This is a genomic window from Kitasatospora sp. NPDC089797 (genome assembly GCF_040684795.1).
GTDB lineage: Bacteria > Actinomycetota > Actinomycetes > Streptomycetales > Streptomycetaceae > Kitasatospora.
In genome coordinates this window covers 79,738-97,425 of record NZ_JBFBGS010000024.1, presented here as the reverse complement: position 1 = coordinate 97,425, position 17,688 = coordinate 79,738, and the positions used below count along the sequence as shown (strand labels likewise).

The 17,688-nt window shown below is 74.4% G+C and carries 14 protein-coding genes; 6 read left to right on the top strand and 8 right to left on the bottom strand.

The annotated features are described in order from the left end of the window. The first annotated feature begins 24 nt into the window (after nt 1–24). Nucleotides 25–975, top strand: coding sequence for a DJ-1/PfpI family protein (locus tag AB0O91_RS20765; protein WP_363435186.1), 951 nt, complete (start codon nt 25–27; stop codon nt 973–975). A gap of 63 nt (nt 976–1,038) precedes the next feature. On the opposite strand, the gene AB0O91_RS20760 is transcribed toward AB0O91_RS20765, so the two are convergent. After that, the gene (locus AB0O91_RS20760) at nt 1,039–1,449 is read right to left on the bottom strand and encodes a PPOX class F420-dependent oxidoreductase (RefSeq protein WP_363435185.1); all 411 of its coding nucleotides are present in this window, start codon (nt 1,447–1,449) and stop codon (nt 1,039–1,041) included. 44 nt (nt 1,450–1,493) lie between these two features. Beyond that, the gene (locus tag AB0O91_RS20755) at nt 1,494–2,786 is read right to left on the bottom strand and encodes a D-alanyl-D-alanine carboxypeptidase (RefSeq protein WP_363435264.1); all 1,293 of its coding nucleotides are present in this window, start codon (nt 2,784–2,786) and stop codon (nt 1,494–1,496) included. 283 nt (nt 2,787–3,069) lie between these two features. Between AB0O91_RS20755 and AB0O91_RS20750 the strand changes: the two genes are divergently transcribed. Beyond that, the gene (locus AB0O91_RS20750; protein WP_363435183.1) at nt 3,070–3,267 is read left to right on the top strand and encodes a hypothetical protein; all 198 of its coding nucleotides are present in this window, start codon (nt 3,070–3,072) and stop codon (nt 3,265–3,267) included. Between the two features lie 16 nt (nt 3,268–3,283). Here AB0O91_RS20750 and AB0O91_RS20745 read toward each other — a convergent pair whose 3' ends face one another. After that, entirely contained in the window at nt 3,284–4,105 is an 822-nt protein-coding gene (locus tag AB0O91_RS20745) for a TetR/AcrR family transcriptional regulator (RefSeq protein WP_363435180.1), read from the bottom strand. A 90-nt stretch (nt 4,106–4,195) separates the two neighbouring features. Between AB0O91_RS20745 and AB0O91_RS20740 the strand changes: the two genes are divergently transcribed. The 3 genes from AB0O91_RS20740 (at nt 4,196) to AB0O91_RS20730 (ending at nt 10,135) form a co-directional block, all read left to right on the top strand. Next, nucleotides 4,196–5,050, top strand: coding sequence for a siderophore-interacting protein (locus AB0O91_RS20740; protein WP_363435177.1), 855 nt, complete (start codon nt 4,196–4,198; stop codon nt 5,048–5,050). Nucleotides 5,051–5,517: 467 nt separating this feature from the next. Then, the gene (locus AB0O91_RS20735) at nt 5,518–9,003 is read left to right on the top strand and encodes a S8 family serine peptidase (RefSeq protein ID WP_363435174.1); all 3,486 of its coding nucleotides are present in this window, start codon (nt 5,518–5,520) and stop codon (nt 9,001–9,003) included. Between the two features lie 163 nt (nt 9,004–9,166). Next, nucleotides 9,167–10,135 carry an alpha/beta hydrolase gene (locus AB0O91_RS20730; RefSeq protein ID WP_363435171.1) on the top strand — a complete coding sequence of 323 codons (969 nt, stop codon included), beginning with the start codon at nt 9,167–9,169 and terminating at the stop codon, nt 10,133–10,135. A gap of 3 nt (nt 10,136–10,138) precedes the next feature. Here AB0O91_RS20730 and AB0O91_RS20725 read toward each other — a convergent pair whose 3' ends face one another. Both AB0O91_RS20725 and AB0O91_RS20720 read right to left on the bottom strand, forming a co-directional pair. Beyond that, nucleotides 10,139–10,924 carry a response regulator transcription factor gene (locus AB0O91_RS20725; RefSeq protein ID WP_363435168.1) on the bottom strand — a complete coding sequence of 262 codons (786 nt, stop codon included), beginning with the start codon at nt 10,922–10,924 and terminating at the stop codon, nt 10,139–10,141. Further along, a complete protein-coding gene (locus tag AB0O91_RS20720; protein WP_363435165.1) occupies nt 10,921–12,144 on the bottom strand; it encodes a sensor histidine kinase in 1,224 nt (407 codons plus the stop codon). The genes AB0O91_RS20725 and AB0O91_RS20720 overlap by 4 nt, the downstream gene beginning before the upstream one ends. Before the next feature lie 258 nt (nt 12,145–12,402). On the opposite strand from AB0O91_RS20720, the gene AB0O91_RS20715 reads away from it, so the two are divergent. Then, the gene (locus AB0O91_RS20715) at nt 12,403–14,616 is read left to right on the top strand and encodes an MMPL family transporter (RefSeq protein ID WP_363435162.1); all 2,214 of its coding nucleotides are present in this window, start codon (nt 12,403–12,405) and stop codon (nt 14,614–14,616) included. Between the two features lie 141 nt (nt 14,617–14,757). Here the strand turns inward: AB0O91_RS20715 and AB0O91_RS20710 are convergent, their stop codons facing one another. From AB0O91_RS20710 to AB0O91_RS20700, 3 genes are read right to left on the bottom strand one after another with little or no spacing between them, the layout of a single operon-like run. Beyond that, nucleotides 14,758–15,135 carry a nuclear transport factor 2 family protein gene (locus AB0O91_RS20710; protein ID WP_363435159.1) on the bottom strand — a complete coding sequence of 126 codons (378 nt, stop codon included), beginning with the start codon at nt 15,133–15,135 and terminating at the stop codon, nt 14,758–14,760. Between the two features lie 57 nt (nt 15,136–15,192). Next, on the bottom strand, nt 15,193–16,617 hold the full coding sequence (locus tag AB0O91_RS20705; RefSeq protein ID WP_363435157.1) for a VWA domain-containing protein: 1,425 nt from the start codon (nt 16,615–16,617) through the stop codon (nt 15,193–15,195). Beyond that, nucleotides 16,614–17,504: a MoxR family ATPase gene (locus AB0O91_RS20700; RefSeq protein ID WP_363435155.1), complete on the bottom strand. Its 891-nt coding sequence runs from the start codon at nt 17,502–17,504 to the stop codon at nt 16,614–16,616. Before AB0O91_RS20700 ends, AB0O91_RS20705 begins: the two co-directional genes overlap by 4 nt. Between the last annotated feature and the right edge of the window lie 184 nt (nt 17,505–17,688).

Below are 17,688 nucleotides of genomic sequence, written 5' to 3'. Positions count from 1 at the left end.
GACCTCTGACCCCCGGATCCGGACATGACGCGCCGGGTCGCCTTCCTGGTCTTCGACGGCGTGACCCTCCTGGACGTCAGCGGCCCGCTGGAGGTCCTGCACCAGTCCGGGCGGCTCGGCCACCCGTACCGGGTGCTCCTGGTCTCCCCGACCGGCGGCACCGTCACCGCCTCCAACGGGGTGACGCTGGCCGCCACCGTCGCCCCGGAGGAGGTCGGGCCGCTGGACACCCTGGTGGTGGCCGGCGCCGACCACCTCGTCAGCACCGGCCCGGACGAAGGCCTGCTCGCCGCCGCGGGGAGCCTGGCCGGGCGGGCGGAGCGGGTCGCCTCGGTGTGCAGCGGCGCCTTCGTCCTGGCCGCGCTGGGCCTGCTGGACGGCCGCCGGGCCACCACCCACTGGCGCCACGCCCGGGCCCTCGGACTGCGCCATCCGCTGGTCCGGGTCGAACCCGACGCCCTGCACGTGCGCGACGGGCGCTACCACACCAGTGCGGGCATCAGCGCGGGCATCGACCTCGCCCTCGCGCTCGTCGAGCACGACCACGGCGCCGGAACCGCCCGGGGGATCGCCCGCGAACTCGTCGTCTTCATGCAACGCCCCGGCGGCCAGTCCCAGTTCTCCACCGCGCTGGCCACCCCGCCCGCCCGCAGCGACCTGCTGCGCACCCTCACCGACGCCGTCCTGGCCGACCCGGCCGCCGACCACAGCCTGCCCGCCATGGCGGCCGCCGCCGCCGTCAGCACCCGCCATCTGACCCGGCTCTTCCAGGCCGAACTGCACACCACCCCGGCCCGCTGGGTGGAGCGGGTCCGGCTGGACCGCGCCCGGCAGCTGCTGCTGGACGGGTACGGCAGCACCGCCGCCGCCCGGCACAGCGGCCTGGGCAGCGACGAGACCCTGCGGCGGGTCTTCGCCCGGCACCTGGGCACCACCCCGACCGAGTACCGCCGCCGGTTCGGCAGCACCGGCTGACACCGCCCGGGCCGGCGGGCCCGGGCGGCCGGGACGGGCTCAGGCCCGGGCTCGGACCCGGGTTCAGGCCAGGGTGATCCGGATGCCGACCGTGCCGCGCTCGCCGCGCCGCAGCCGGCTGCCGAGCAGGGTGAGCACGCCGAGCAGCCCGTACTTCTGGCGCAGCAGGGTGCGGTACGCGGCGGTGCGTTCGGGGCCGAGCAGCTCGGCGGTGGCCGGGTACTGCTCGCCGGTCGGGCGGCCCTTGACGTCGCAGGGGCCGACCAGGACGTCGGCGCGGTTGCGGATCCGCTTGACCTTCCAGGAGTCCGCGACGGTCCAGACACCGAGGGCCTCGCCGTCGCGGACCACCCACACCGGGGTCGGCACGGCGGTGCCGTCCTTCTTGTAGGTGGTGACGAGCAGGTAGCTGCCGGCGGAGAGGTCGACGATCCGGGCGAGCCGGTCCTGGGCGGCGGGGTCGGGCGTGGTCATGGCCGGAAGTCTAGGGCCTGTCCGGTCGGAGCGGTCCGGCCTGGTCAGGCGCGCCGACGGGGGCGGGTGCCGCGCAGCAGGGCGCGGGTGCGCCGGGCGAGCCGGCGGCGGCCGCCCACGCCGGTGGCGCCGATCCGGGTGGCTCCGGTGGCTCCGGCGACGTCGTCGAGCGGCTCGGGCCCGCGGGGTGCCGTGGCCGGTGCGGCGGCGCGGCGGCGCGCGGCGGTGCGGGCGGTGCCCCAGACGGCGAGGGCGGTGGCGAGCACGGCGCCGGTCCACAGGGCGGGCGCCAGGCCGGAGTCCGCGCCGTCCAGGACGGGGGAGCGGGACCACGGCGGCAGCCCGGCGTCGGCGTCCGCGGCGGCGGCCCGGGGGTCGCCGAGCGCCGGCGCGCCGGAACCGCCGGCGGCCTGCGGTGCCCCGAGGTCCTCCACCAGCTGCCCGACCGGCTGGACCTTGCCCGCGGCGGCGAAGCCCCAGTCGAGCAGGGCGGCGGCCTCGTCGTAGACCTTGCCCTGCGCCTCGGGGTGCATCACGGTCACCAGCAGGGTGCGGCCGCCCCGCTCGGCGGCGCCGGTGAAGGTGGCGCCCGCGTTGGTGGTGTAGCCGTTCTTGACGCCGATCAGGCCGGGGTACTTGCCGAGCAGCCGGTCGGTGTTGGCGATGTCGAAGGCGGTGCGCTGCCCGGTGGTCTTGTCCAGGCCGCCGGGGAAGCGGGCGGTGCGGGTGGCGCAGTAGGAGCGGAAGTCGGCGTTGCGCAGGCCCGCCCGGGCGAACAGGGTGAGGTCGTACGCGGAGGAGACCTGCCCGTCCATGTCGTAGCCGTCCGGGGAGACCACCCTGGTGTCCCGGGCCTGGAGGGACCGGGCCCGGGCCTGCATCTCGCCGACGGTCTGCTGGACGCCGCCGTTCATGTGCGCCAGGACGTGCACGGCGTCGTTGCCGGAGCTGAGGAAGACCCCCCGCCAGAGGTCCTCGACCCGGTACGGCAGGTTCTCCTTGACGCCGACCAGGCTGCTGCCGACGCCGAGTTCGGCGAGTTCGGCCGGGGCGACCCGGTGCTCCGTGGAGCGGTCGAACTTGGGCAGCACGGTGTCCGCGAACAGCATCTTCAGGGTGCTGGCCGGGGGCAGCGGCTCATGGGCGTTGCGGGCGGCCAGCACCTCGCCGGTGCCGGCGTCGGCGACCAGCCAGGCGCGGCCGCTGAGCTCGGCGGGCAGGGCGGGCGCCCCGGCCAGCGGCGCGACCTGGACGGCGGGGCGGCCGAGCCGCTCCCCGCCGACGGGGGAGGCGGCGTCCTGGGCGAGGGCCACCGGGGCACCGGCGGCGAGCACCAGGGCGGAGGCGGCGGAGGCGGCCGCGACCCTGGTGACGGACGGGGACTTCTGCCGCACGCGTCTCTGCGGCACACGCTGTGACTGCACACGGCGAACGTACCGGCGGTGCCGCCGCGCCGCCGTGCCTGCTGCTCCGTCCGGAGGGAGTACGGCGGGAGCGCCGAACGGACGCCGAACGGGTGCCGGAGGCGGGCCGGACGGGTGGGGCGCCGCGACTTTGGTCCCTGGCGGTCGCACCGAAAGTCGGTTGGGCGGGCAGCCGGGGGTTCCTAGGCTCGGGGGTATGAAGACCCTGCTCGGCTACCTCGGTTTCGTGCTGATCCTGGGCGGCGGCTCCGGCCTGCTGGCCTCCCACCTCGGCGGGTTCCGGCTGTTCGGATTCGTCCGCTTCCTGGTCCCGGAGGGCCACGAGACCGTCGGCTACGTCGTCCTCCTGGTGCTCGGCGCCCTCCTCGCCATCCCGGCCGCCCGCCGGGGCTAGACCCTGACGGCCGGCCTCACGGCCGGTCCGTCGCTGGCCCGTCCCCGGGCGGCCCGTCCGTCGCCGTCGCGTCCGCCGCCACCCCGTCGAGCAGCAGCGCGAGACCGCTCCGGAAGGCCGCCCGGTCGTCGTCCCCGGGCGCCCCGCCGCCGGCGCTCTGCAGGGCGGTCAGCAGCGGGAAGCGCTGGGCGAAGTCCGGTGCCAGTTCGGCGAGTCGGGCGGACCGGGCCCGCCACCAGTCCTCGTCCGCGACGCCGGTGGCGGCGGCCGCGCCGCGCGCGTCGGCGGCGGTGGCGGCCGTCCCGCGGACGAACTGCCAGAGCGCCGCGACCGCCCCGCGCAGCCGGCCGGGGTCGAGTGCGGCGGGCCGCAGCGCCTCCAACAGCCGTTCCATCGCCGTGAGTTCGGCCGGTCCGAGGACGGGGCGGGCCTGCGAGACCTGGAGCACCCAGGGGTGGCGCAGGTAGCAGGAGTAGAGCTCCTCGGCCCAGCCGGTGACGGCCCCCCGCCAGTCGTCCGACGGCGGTGGCCCGCCCGGGAGTTCGGCGAGCACCCGGTCGTGCATCAGGTCGAGCAGCTCGGCCTTGCCGGGGACGTAGGTGTAGAGCGCCATCGCGGTGCGGCCGAGCCGTTCGCCCACGGCGCGCATCGACAGGGCGGCCATTCCCTCGGCGTCGGCCACCGCGATTCCGGCGGACACGATCGCGTCCGTACTCAGGCCCGGTTTCGGGCCGCTGCGCCCGGGCCCCGCACCGCGCCCGGTGTCCGGTGCGTCGGGGCGGCCCCAGAGCAGGGCGAGGGAGCGGTGGGCGTCCCCCTGTCCGGCGTAGACGGTCATCCCGACATCTCCTTATGGCGTAAAGTATCCTCGCGACAGCAACTCTTTATGCCGTAAGGTATCAGGACTCCACCGCAAAGGGGTTTCGCGATGACACTGCCCGTCAGCTACGTCGAGGTCGTGGCGGTCGACCGGATCACGCCGCGCACCGCCCGGATCACCTTCGAGGCCGACGAACTGGCCGACACCGTGGGCGGCACGCCCGACCAGCAGCTCAAGCTCTGCTTCCCGCGCCCCGGTCAGCGCGAGCCGCTGCTGGCCGCCCCGCAGGACGACCCGATGGGCTGGTACCACGCCCACCTGGCGATCCCCGAGGCCGAGCGCCCGGTGCTGCGCAGCTTCACCCTGCGCCGCCGGCACCCCGGCACCCGGCGGATCGACATCGACTTCGTGCTGCACGGCGACACCGGCCCGGCCGCCGCCTGGGCGCTGCGGGCCGCGCCGGGGGACCGGCTCGGCATGGTCGGCCCGTCCGAGCTGTACGCCCCGGCGGTGCCGTTCAGCGGGGACCGGAAGGACGTCGACTGGCTGCTGCTGGCCGGCGACGAGACCGCGCTGCCGGCCATCGCGACGCTGCTGGAGGCGCTGCCGGAGGGGGAGCGGGCGTACCTCTGGATCGAGGTCGCGGACCGGGCGGAGCGTCAGGAGCTGGTGAGCCCGGCCGAGTTGGAGGTGCGCTGGCTGTACCGCGACGGTGCGGCCCCGGGCAGCCTGCTGGCCGAGGAGTTCCGGGACACCGTGCTGCCGGGCGGCGAGCCCCTGGTCTGGCTGGCGGGGGAGGCCGGGGCGGTGCGGGCGATGCGCCGGTGCCTGATCGAGTGCGAGGGGGTGCCGAAGGAGAACATCGACTTCACCGGGTACTGGCGCCACCGGCTGACCCAGGACGACGCGCCGACGGCCGAGGACCTGGCGGACGCCCGGGAGCGGCCGGCCGGGAACTCCTGACGCACCGGTGAACTCTGCGGCCCGTTCGGACGTTCTGCTTGCCGGGCACCTCGCCGTACGCCTCGCCGGGCACCCCGCTGCACCCCGTCGTGCGCTGTTTCGACCCCGATCGACGGGGAAGAGGGGTCGCGATGTCGACAAGTGGGCAGAAGATGGCGATGTTCCGCCTGTGGCCAGAGTTCGCCATCGTCGCTCTTTGCCGGGGGAACGATCAGTTCTCACCGTTCTCTGACCGGCTCTGATCGGTGAAAAAGGGGCGGACCCGACTGGATTTATACTGTGTATTTTACTTTCCGATGGTCATTTTTACTTTCTGATGGGGTTTTAACCCCTTGTCGTGGTCGTGGCGGATGCGCTGGAATGCGACCGCTGTCGGGACGCGCGGTCCGGAGCGACCACGCGTCCTACCAGGATCCGGGTACGCTCAGCCGTGCAACCTGACGTCTCATCAGACGAAAGGATGTCCATTGATCGGCTGGCGCAAGACCCAGCTAGCAGCCGCCGTCACCGTCACCGCCGCTTCCATGGTCCTGAGCCTCGGGACCATCGCCAGCGCAGCTCCGGCCCAGGATCCGCAGAACGCCCAGGCGTCCGCGGACGGGGCGCCGGCGCCGGTGATCGTGATCCTCAAGGACCAGATCGCGGACGCCCCGGCCGACCACGGCCACCTCGGCGCCCGCCAGCAGAAGACCGCCAGTTCGCAGGCGCCGCTGCTGAAGAAGGTCAAGGCCAGCGGCGGTACCGACGTCAAGAGCTTCGTGGTCGGCAACGCCTTCTCGGCGACCGTCAGCCCGGCTCTGCGCGCGTCGCTGCAGTCCGACCCGGCGGTCGCCGCCGTGGTCGCGGACACCCAGGTGCAGGTCGCCCCGGTGCCCAGCACCGCGGCCAAGAAGGCGGACGCCACGGCCGCGACCTCCGGCGCGTCCGGCGACTCGTCGCAGGCCGTTTCGGGCAGCAACGGCCAGGGCGTCCAGGAGAACGCGACCAACACGGTCTGCCCCTCCGACCCGACCAAGCCGCTGCTGGAGCCCGAGGGCCTCTACTCGGTCCACGCCTACTCCGGCAACGGCAAGCCCGGCGTGGAGAACCTGGCCACCGGCAAGGGCGTCAAGGTCGCCTACATCGCCGACGCGCTCGACCCGAACAACCCGGACTTCATCCGGGCCGACGGTTCGCACGCCGTGGTCGACTACCAGGACTTCTCGGGTGAGGGCTGGAACGCGCCGAGCGGTGGCGCCGAGGCCTTCGGCGACGCCTCGGCGGTCATCGCCCAGGGCCGTCAGACCTACGACGTCTCGCAGTTCGTCAACGCCGCGCACCCGCTCCCGGCCGGCTGCAACATCAAGATCCGCGGCCTCGCCCCGGACGCCGACCTGGTCGCCCTGAAGGCCGGCGGCGAGATGATGTCCAACTCGTCGATCCTGCAGTCCATCGACTACGCGGTGCGGGTCGCCCACGTGGACGTGCTGAACGAGTCCTTCGGCGGCAACGTCACCCCGGACAGCGGCGCCCACGACACCATCGCGCTCTTCAACGAGCAGGCCGTCAAGGCCGGTGTCACGATCGCCGTCTCCACCGGTGACGCGGGCCTCAGCGGCACCATCGGCACCCCGGCCACCGACCCGTACGTGATCTCGGTCGGCGCGTCGACGGACAACCAGAACTACCAGCAGACCGGTTACGCGGCCACCAAGTTCTCCAACGGGACCTGGAACAACAGCCGGATCTCCGCGCTCTCCTCGGGCGGCTTCACCATGGCCGGCCGCACCCTCGACCTGGTCGCCCCGGGCGAGTCGGACTGGGCGCTGTGCACCGCCGACACCACCAAGTACGCGGACTGCACCAACTACAACGGCAAGGGCGCGAACATCCAGCCCTTCGGCGGCACCAGCCAGGCCGCGCCGTTCGTCACCGGTGCCGCGGCCCTGGTCATCCAGGCCTACCGCGACACCCACGGCGGCGACTCGCCGTCCCCGGCGCTGGTGAAGAAGTTCATCACCGGCACCGCCACCGACCTCGGCGTCCCGGCCGAGGAGCAGGGCGCGGGTCTGCTGAACGTCCGGGCCGCCGTCGAGGCCGCCCGCGGCTACGACGACGGCGACGGCACCGACGGTGCCAGCACCGTCGTGGTGAACACCGGCCAGGTGAACATCTCCGGCGCCCCGGGCTCGACCCACACCACCGACGTCTCCGTCACCAACACCAGTGACGAGCCGCAGACGGTGAGCGCCACCACCCGCAGCTTCGCTCCGCTGGCGAACAACCAGCAGACCGTCAAGCTGGACTCGGCCTCCACCGACACCTTCAAGTACGCCACCAACGGTGCGGACTGGGTGCAGAAGCAGGTCAAGTTCACGGTTCCGGCCGGTGCCGACCGCCTCGCGGCGTCGATCGCCTGGCACGGCGGCCCGAACCCGGTCACCAACGGCCCCGTGGTCCGCATGACGCTGCTCGACCCGTCGGGCCGCTTCGAGACCAACACCCGCCCGCAGGGCGGCGCCACGCCGTCCAACTTCGGTCTGGTGGACGTCCCGCACCCGGTCGCCGGTGAGTGGACCGCGGTCCTCTACACCCCGGCGGGCAAGGCCGGCTACACCGGTGACGTCCAGCTCGGCACCTCCACCCAGCGTGCGGTCCCGGCCGGCGCGGTGAGCCCGAGCAGCACCGACGTGCAGCCCGGTGAGACCAAGACCCTCAAGGTCCAGCTCACCACCCCGGCCACCAGCGGTGACAGCAGCGAGGCGGTCGTCGTCTCCAGCTCGAACGGCAACAGCACCAGCGTCCCGGTCGTGCTGCGCAGCCTCGTCCCGGTCACCAACGGCCAGGGCGCCTTCACCGGCACCATCACCGGTGGCAACGGCCGCGGCTCCTCGCCGACCCAGATGTTCGCCTACGGCTTCGACGTCCCGAAGGGCCAGAAGGACCTGCGGGTCGGCGTCACCGTCGCCAAGGACGCGAACCTGTTCATGCAGGGCGCGCTGATCAGCCCGAACGGCACCCCGGTCGACATCGAGGGCAACGCCCTCTTCGACGCCCAGGGCAACGTCACCGGCTCCGCCAACGGCGTCTCGGCCACCACGGTCAACCCGGCCGAGGGCCACTGGCGCTTCGTCCTGAACGTGCTCGGCCCGGTCAGCGGCCAGGAGCTCGCCCAGGACTTCGCCGGCACCATCGCGTTCAACCAGAACCAGGCCACCGCGGCCGGTCTGCCGAACGACGCCAAGACGAAGCTGGCGGCCGGCAAGCCGGTCACCGTCAACGTGAACTACACCAACAACACGGTCGCCACCCAGTCGATCGCGGCCGACGGCCGCCTCGACAAGCGCGTCGACCTGCCGCTGGTGCCGCAGGGGACCTCGGCCAGCGTCAACCTGCCGCTGAGCCTGACCTCCTCGGTGCCGAGCTTCCTGGTGCCCCCGGGCACCGACCAGCTCAAGGCCGTGGCGGCGTCCTCGACGCCGGCGCAGATCGAGCTGAGCGCCACCACCGCCTCGCCGGACCTCTTCGGTGACCTGAAGAAGGCCCAGAACGGCTCGGCCATCTCGACCGTGACCGACAAGGGCACCGCCGAGCAGCCGGTCGTCCCCGGCTCCTGGAGCACCTTCGTCCAGCAGATCGGCCCGTTCGGTCCGGCCGGCGCCCCGAAGGGCACCTCCACCATCACCGCCACCGCGCACACCCAGGCCTTCGACCCGGCGCTGACCTCCAGCACCGGTGACCCGTTCGCCTCCGGTGTCAACGCCTCGGCCCCGGCCGCCGCCCCGGTGACCGTCGCCCCCGGCACCACCGGCTCGCTGCAGGTGACCGTGACCCCGACCGGCCCGAAGGGCAGCACGGTCAAGGGTGTGCTCTACCTGGTGTCCGGCCCGACCTTCGTGGCCACCGCCAACAACAGCCTCGGCACCACCGGTTCGGTGCTCGCGGCGATCCCGTACAGCTACACGGTGAACTGACGCTCAATCAGTTCAGCGCGCAGGTACCGGCCGAGGCCGCCCCGGAGTTCCGGGGCGGCCTCGGCTGCTTGTGCGGGCCGGGGCCGGAACCCACCGGAGTGACCGGCGCGTTCAGCGGGCAGGAGGGACGCGAGGATCCGACCGAGCAGATCAGGAGCGGGAGTTGAACGACGCGATCAAGCACAGCCAGGTCGAGGTGAACGGTGTCCGGCTGCACCTCGCGGAACAGGGCGAGGGGCCGCTGGTACTGCTGCTGCACGGCTTCCCGGAGAGCTGGTACTCCTGGCGGCACCAGTTCGGGCCGCTCGCCGAGGCCGGCTACCGGGTGGTCGCCCCCGACCAGCGCGGGTACGCCCGCAGCTCCCAGCCGGAGGACGTGGCCGCGTACTCCCTGCTGCACCTGGTCGGCGACGTCACCGCGCTGATCCGGGCGCTGGGCGAGGAGCGGGCCGTGGTGGTCGGCCACGACTGGGGCGCGCCGGTCGCCTGGGCCACCGCCGCGCTGCGGCCGGACCTGGTGCGCGGGGTCGTCGGGCTGAGCGTCCCGCCGCTGCCGGTGGGCGGGCCGCCGCCGCTGACCGCCGCCCGGGAGAACTTCGGTGACGGCTTCTACCAGCTCTACTTCCAGGAGCCCGGCCGGGCCGACGCCGAGCTGGCCGCCGACATCAAGTCCAGCCTGCGGCGCATCCTGTGCGGCCTCCAGCCGGACGGCAAGCCGCGTCCGTGGATCATCCCCGAGGGCCAGGCCCTGCTGGACACCGTCCCCGAGCCCGAGCGGCTGCCGGACTGGCTCACCGACGCCGACCTCGACGCCTTCACGGCCGACTACGCGCCGCACGGCGGGCGGGCCTTCACCGGCGGGCTCAACTGGTACCGCAACCTGGACCGCAACGCCGAACTGCTCGCCGCCTTCACCGGGGTCACGGTCGAGGTGCCGGCCCTGTACATCGCGGGCGACCAGGACCTGGTCAACGCGATGGTGCCGCCGGAGGCCCTGGCCTACCTGCTGGGCCGGCTGCCCGAGCTGCGCGGGCACGTACGGCTGCCGGAGACCGGGCACTGGACCCAGCAGGAGCGCCCGGCCGAGGTGACCGCGGCGCTCCTGGAGTTCCTGAAGGGCCTGGAGGGCTGACCCTCAGGAGCCGGCCTGGTCACCGCCCGTCCCGGCGGTGACCAGGCCGGACTCGTACGCGGCGATCACCGCCTGGGCGCGGTCCCGGACGTCGAGCTTGCCGAAGATGCTGGTGATGTAGTTCTTCACGGTGGACTGGCTGATCTCCAGGGCCAGCGAGATCGCCGCGTTGTCGAGGCCGGTGGCGATCAGCCGCCACACCTCGACCTCCCGGGGCGTGAGGTCGGCCGTCCCCTCGGCGACCGGCGGCGGGACGGCGGTGACGGGAGCCCGGACGTAGGCCGAGATCAACCGGGTCAGCAGCCGCGGGGCGACCACCGCCTCGCCGGCGTGCACCGTGCGGATCGCCGAGCCCAGCTCCTCCGGGGAGACGTCCTTGGGCAGGAACCCGTGGGCGCCGGCCCGCAGCGCGGCCACCACGTACTCGTCCATGTCGAAGGTGCTGAGCGCCAGGACCCGGCAGCCGGGCAGCACCCGGGACAGCTCCGCCGTCGCGCCGACGCCGTCCAGGACGGGCATCCGGATGTCCATCACCACGACGTCGGGGCGCAGCCGCAGGGCGGCGGTGACGGCCTGGGCGCCGTCCTCGGCCTCGCCGACCACCTCGAAGCCCGGGGCGGGGGAGAGGATCAGCGACAGGCCGCGGCGGACCAGCGGCTGGTCGTCCACGATCAGCACCCTGATCGCGCGGTCGCCGGGGTCCTGCGGAGGATCCGTCGGGTGGGCGGTGCCCTGCGCGGGGTCCGCCGGGTGGGCGGTGTGCGGCACGGGGGTCGTCGGGTCGGTCATCGGACCGCCTGCCCCTGCTGGACGGCCGCCTCGGCCGACTCGGCGGTGGCCAGCGGCAGCTCGGCCGTCACGGCGAAGCCGCCGCCCGGCTGCGGGCCGGTCGCCAGGGTGCCGCCGTGCAGGGCGACCCGCTCGCGCATGCCGAGCAGGCCGTACCCGGCGCGGCCGGCGGCCTCCGGCGGGGGCCCGCCGACGCCGTCGTCCCGCACCTCGACGACCACCCGGTCCGGGTGGTAGGCCAGGTGGACGGAGGCCCGGGCGGGGCCGGCGTACTTGCGGGCGTTGGTCAGGCCCTCCTGGACGATCCGGAACACCGTCAGCCCGACGGTCGGCGGCAGCGGGCGCGGGGCCCCGTCGACGGTGAGCTCGGTCGGCAGCCCGGCCAGCCGGGACTCGGCCACCAGCCGCTCCAGGTCCTCCGCGCCGGGCTGGGGCAGCGGCGGGGCGGCGGCCTCCGGCTCGTCACCGGCCCGCAGCACGTTCAGCAGCTGGCGCATCTCGCGCAGCGCCAGCCGCCCCGAGGACTCCAGGGTGACCAGGGCGTCCCGGACCACCTCCTGATCGCCCAGGTTGGCGCGGGCGCCGCCGGCCATCAGCTGCATGGTGGTGATGTGGTGGGCCACGATGTCGTGCAACTCCCTTGCGATCCGGCGGCGTTCGTCGGCGACGGCGCGGTCCGCCAGCAGCCGGCGGTTGGCGGCCACCTCGCGCTGCCAGCGGGCCACCGCCAGGCCCGCCGCACCGACCATCGCGGCGGCGGAGGGGCCGGGGACCAGCTCCTGCCAGAGCGGCGCCTGGAAGCGCAGCTGGCTCAGCGTCGTGGCCAGGCCCGTCACCGCGGCGGCGGCGGCCGTGACCGGCACGGAGCGGGCCACCGCGACCGAGTACAGGGCCACGGTCAGGGCCGCGCCGAAGTGCTGGCCGCCGGGGGCGAAGAAGTCGGCCCCCGCCCGGAGCACCAGCACGGCCGCCAGCACCTGTACCGGACGGGTGCGCCGGGCCAGCAGCGGCAGGGCCGCCAGGACGGAGAAGGCGAAGCCCGGCACGCTCATGGCGTCGGCGCCGTGCTCCTTGCCGATGAGCATCCAGGCGATCAGGTCGAGGCTGCCGGCTCCGACGGCCACCATGGCGTCGGTGCGGTTCCACGGCAGCCCGTCCGACCGCTCCTCCCGCGGCCCGTCGGTGCCTGCGGCCGCCTCGGGGCGCTGCCGCCCGTTCATCCGGTTCCTCCCTGCTGATCAGCGCTGACGTCCCCATTCTGGCATCGGCCCGGCGGTCCGTTCGTGCTCCCCGGGGCCGAGCCGGGCGGGCCGGGACCAGGACCACGGTCCCGGTCCCGGCCCGGGCGGGGGGAGTGTGGCCCCCACGAGGATCGTCCGCTGCCCGGACGCCCGGGCACCCCCGGGACTGATGGTCTTGACCTGGGCCGGAAACGCCGGCCCGGAGGCCGACGTTCGCGTCCACCGACCGGAGGAAATGTGATCCGCGCACTGACCGGATTCTCCACGCGACATGCGTGGAAGGTCATCGCCCTGTGGGCGGTGTTGGGCCTGGGACTGACCTTCCTGAGCCCGATGCTGATGTCCCGGGTGACCCAGTCCCAGACCGGGGAGTTCCTGCCCCGCAGTTACGACTCGGCCGCCGCGCTGCGGATCGCCGAGGAGGACTTCGGCATCAAGCCCGATGCCACCACCGTCACCGTGCTGGTCGCCCGGACCGACGGCAAGGCGCTCAGCCCCGCCGACCAGCAGCGGATCGAGGCCCGGGCCGCCAAGCTCGCCGAGCAGCGGGTCACCATGCCCCGGAAGAAGGACGAGCCGGCCTTCCTGACCCCCGACCACTCCCAGACGCCCCGGATCGCCCCCGCCACGATGGCGCCCGACCGGACGTTCGAGCTGCTCACCGTCGAGATGAAGGGCAACGCCTCGGAGGAGGGCGTCCAGAGCGTCTACCGGGCCTTCCGCGACGAGGCCCGCGCCCAGTACGCCGGGATCGACATGCGCACCGGCTTCACCGGCAGCCTGGCCCAGGCCTCCGACACCACCGAGGCCAACCGCACCGCCGCGGCCGTGGGCGGCGCCCTGCTCTCCGGGCTGATCGTGCTGCTCAACGTGCTGGTGTTCCGCAGCGTGCTGGCCGCCCTGCTGCCGCTGCTCGCGGTCGCCCTGGTCGGTGGCGTCGCCGGCGGCGCGGTGGCCGGCGCGGCCTCCCTCACCGGGTTCAAGCTGGACGCCTCCACCCCCGGCCTGATCGCCGTGGTGCTGCTCGGCATCGGTGTCGACTACCTGCTCTTCCTGCTGTTCCGATTCCGCGAGCAGCTGCGCGCCCGGCCCGACCAGCCCGCCCGGGAGGCCGCCGCCGAGGTCTCCGGCCGGGTGGGCACCGCGATCACCTCCGCGGCGCTGACCATCGTCGCCGCCTTCGCCACCCTGGGCGTGGCCAGCTTCGGCCAGTTCCGCTCGCTCGGCCCGGCCATCGCGGTCGCCGTGCTGGTCATGCTGCTGGGCAGCCTCACCCTGATGCCGGCCCTGCTCGCCGCCTGCGGCCGCGGGATCTTCTGGCCCTCCCGCAGCGTGCGGCACACGCCGCGCCCGGGTGTCGCCGCCCGCTTCGGCGACCTCGTCGCCCGCCGCCCGCTGGCCCTGCTGCTCGCGTCCGTCGCCCTGCTCGGCACGCTGGCCGCCGGGACGGTCGGGCTCCGGATGGACTACAGCATGGGCAACGACACCACCACGTCCGCGTCCGCCACCGCCGCCGAGATCGCCCGCGCGCTGCCGGCCGGCGTCTCCGACCCGACGACGGTCTACCTCGTCGCCAAGGACGGCGGCACCCTGGACGCGGCCCGCTTCGACGGCCTCGCCAAGGCGCTGGGCGGTGTCGAGGGCGTCGGCCAGGTCGGCCGGCCCGTGCTCGCCGACAACCACCGGGCCGCCCGGATCGACCTCTTCCTGAACGCCGACCCGCAGAGCCAGCACGCCCGCGACCTGGCCTCCGGACCGGTCCGGGCCGCGGTCGCCGCGCACGCCCCGGCCGGGACGAGCGGGCACGTCGGCGGGACGGCGGCGGTGTTCGCCGACATCTCCAAGGCCGTCGACCGGGACCTGAGCGTGGTCTTCCCGGTCGCCGCCGGCCTGATCGCGCTGATCCTGCTGCTGCTCCTGCGCAGCCTGCTCGCCCCGGTCGTCCTGATGATCGCGGTCGGCCTCGGGTTCGCCGCGACCCTCGGCGCCGCCACCCTGCTGTTCCAGCACGGCCTGGGCGAGCCCGGGGTCTCGTTCACCCTCCCGCTGGTGCTGTTCCTGTTCGTGGTGGCCCTCGGCACCGACTACAACATCCTGATCACCGACCGCATCCGCGAGGAGATGCACGGGCCCGGCTCGGTGCGCAGCGCGGTGGCCCGCGCCGTCCGGCACACCACCCCGGCCGTCGCCACCGCGGGCCTCGTCCTGGCCGGTTCCTTCGCGACGCTGGCCACCACCCCGGGCAGCGAGCAGGTCGCGTTCTCGATGACCCTCGGCATCCTGCTCTCGGCCCTGGTGCTCTCGCTGGTCACCGTCCCGGCGCTGGCGGCCCTCCTCGGCCGCTCGCTGTGGTGGCCGCTGCGGCCGACCCCGGCGAACCCGCCGGCGCACGCCGCCCGTCCGTCCGTCGCCGCACCGGGCCCGGCCCCGGACCACATCGGCGTCCGGTGACCCCCACCGGCGTCCGGTGATCCCCACCGGCGAACGGTGATCCTCCCGACCGCCCCCGCACCCGGCTCCCGGGTACGGGGGCGGTCGGGTGTTCGGCGAATGTCCGGCGGGTGTCCCGGGACAGCGGTTCGGGAGGGCGGCTCAGGGGGTGAACGGCTCGATCTCGCCCGCGAAGACGATGATCTGGTCGATCAGGTTCCGCCGCAGGTGGACGACGTCCGTTCCGGCCAGACGGGGGCCGCCGTCGGGCGTGGTGAAGACCCACTGGTAGCGGGCCCATTCGTCGGGCATGTCCACCGCCGAGCAGCGCACCATCGTGCCGGTCCCCGCCGGGTGGCGTCGGAGGTCCAGCACGAACCGCTCGACCGCCGCGATTCCCTCGCTGCGGCCCAGCGGCCCCCAGAAGACCACGTCCGAGGTCAGGGCCTGGGGGAGCAGGGCGGTCACATAGCTGTCGTCCGAGGCGTTGAACGCGGAGATGAACGTGTCGATCGCGGAGCGTGCGGTCTCTTCCTGCATGCCCCAGTAGTACCACCGTTTCGCGGGCGCCCGACCCGGGTTCACGGTGGACGTCCCCTAGACGGGCAGCAGGCGGGCGATCAGTTCGCCGAGGCGGCGGGCGTTGCGGCAGGAGTGCATCTCCACGGCCTCCGCGTACGCCGGGGCGGCGGAGTCGCCGGTGCCCCAGAGCTCGGGGCGTTCGGGGTTGAGCCAGAAGACCCGGCGGGCCCGGGCGGAGATCCGGTGCAGGGCCTGGGTGTTGGGGTCGCGGTGGTTGTTGCGGGCGTCGCCGAGGACCAGCACGCAGGTGCGCGGGCCGACGGCGTCCAGGTGGTGTTCGGCGAAGTCGCCGAGCGCCGAGCCGTAGTCGCTGTTGCCGTGGTAGCCCGTCACCGCGGCCTCGGTGAGGATGCGGGCGGCCAGCCGGGCCGGGTCGTCCCGGTCGCGCCGCAGCAGGTCGGTGACCTCGGCCGTGCGGTTGACGAAGGCGAACACCCGTACCTTGCTGAACTGTTCGCTCATCGCCTGGACCAGCAGCATGGTGAAGTCGGCGAAGCCCGCCACCGAACCGGACACGTCGCAGAGCAGCACCAGCTCCGGCCGGGCCGGGCGGCGCAGCCGGTGGGCCGGGCGCAGCGGCACCCCGCCGGTGCCGAGCGAGCGGCGCAGGGTGCGGCGCAGGTCGATCCGGCCGCGGGCGGCGCGGCGGCGCCGGGCGGCCAGCCGGGTGGCCAGCTTGCGGGCCAGCGGGTGGACGGTGCGGCGGAGTTCGGCGAGTTGCTCGCGGCCGGCGGCCAGGAAGTCGATCCGGTCCGCGGTGGGGGCGACGGCGCGCTCCGCGATCCGTTCGGGGCCGCGCAGTTCGGCCACCCGGCGGCGGGCCTCGCCGGCGACCTGGGCGCGGAAGTCCCGGATCCGGCGGCGGATCTCGTCGGCGAGGACGCGGTCGGAGAGGTCCTCCGGGCCCTGCTGCCGCAGTGCGGCGAGGATCCGGGCGAGCAGTGTCTCGGGGGCGAGCCGGCCGAGCGCCTGGTGGGCGGACCAGCCGTCCGAGCCGGGGGTGCTGCCGGCGCCGTAGCGGCCGAAGGCCTCGACCACCTCGCCGGCCAGCCGGGCCTGGGCGGCCCGGTCGTCGGCGGCGAGGGCGGCGGCCAGTCGGTCACGCAGCAGGTCGCGCAGCGGGTCCGGGCGGCCGAAGCGGGGTGGCTCGGGGTCGGCGGGCACCGGCGGCGGGGAATGGCGCACGGCCTCGGGGGTGCCGACTCCGAGGGGGAAGAACAGGTCGAAGGAGGCGTCGAAGACCGGCCGTTGGCCCTCCGCGCGGAGCAGGGCGGCGGCCAGCCCGGCCCGCATCTGCTCGCGGTCGGCGAAGCCGAGCACGTCGAGCACGGCCGCGGCGTCCACCGTCTCCGCCGGGCCGATCCGCAGGCCGTGCCCGCGCAGGGCACGCACCAGGCCGGTCAGGCGGGCGGCGGTGTCGGCGGGGCCCGGGGCGGTCATGCCGGGGTGAGCTTCCGGGCGGCCTTGCGGACGTCGTCCTGGTGCTTGAGGATCACCCCGAGGGTGTCCTGGACGACCGCGTCGTCCAGGGTGTCGGCGCCGAGCGCCAGCAGGGTGCGGGCCCAGTCGATGGTCTCGGCGACGGACGGCGCCTTGCGCAGGTCCATGGCGCGCAGCGCGCCGACCACCCGGACCAGCGAGGCGGCCAGGGTGTCGTCCAGGCCGGGCACCTTGAGCCGGACGATCCGGCGCTCCAACTCGGCGTCCGGGTAGTCGAGGTGGAGGAAGAGGCAGCGGCGGCGCAGCGCCTCGGAGAGCTCCCGGGTGGCGTTGGAGGTGAGCAGCACGAAGGGACGGCGGGTCGCGGTGATGGTGCCGAGTTCGGGGACGGTCACCTGGAAGTCGCTGAGCACCTCCAGCAGCAGCGCCTCCACCTCGACGTCGGCCTTGTCCATCTCGTCGATCAGCAGGACGGTGGGCTCCTCGCCGCGGATGGCGGTGAGCAGCGGGCGGGTGAGCAGGAACTCCTCGCCGAAGATGTCGCCGCGGGCCTGGTCCCAGCCCTCGTCGCGGCCGGCCGTGATCCGCAGCAACTGCTTGGCGTGGTTCCACTCGTAGAGCGCGCGGGCCTCGTCGATGCCCTCGTAGCACTGGAGCCGGACCAGCCGGGCGGCGCCCAGTTCGGCGACGGCCTTGGCGAGTTCGGTCTTGCCGACTCCGGCGGGGCCCTCGACCAGCAGCGGTTTGCCGAGCCGGTCGGCCAGGAAGACGGTGGTGGCCACGGCGGTGGAGGCCAGGTAGCCGGTCGCGGCGAGTCGCTCGGCGGTGTCCGCCACCGAGGTGAAGAAGCCCGTGCCCTCGCCGTTGGTGTCGCTGCCGCTGGCCATCCGACCGCCCCGTTCCGGTTCGCCGGGCCCGTTCCGTCGGGCCCGTGCGGCGCCACCCTACCGGCCGGTCACTTGCTTGTCGCGGGACCGGCGGGGCGGTGGATGGGGCTGCCTGGCGGGGTTCGTGGTGGCGGTCCCGGCGGTTCCGGTGGGCGCGGTGGAGCGGCGTGCGGCGGGCCGGGGC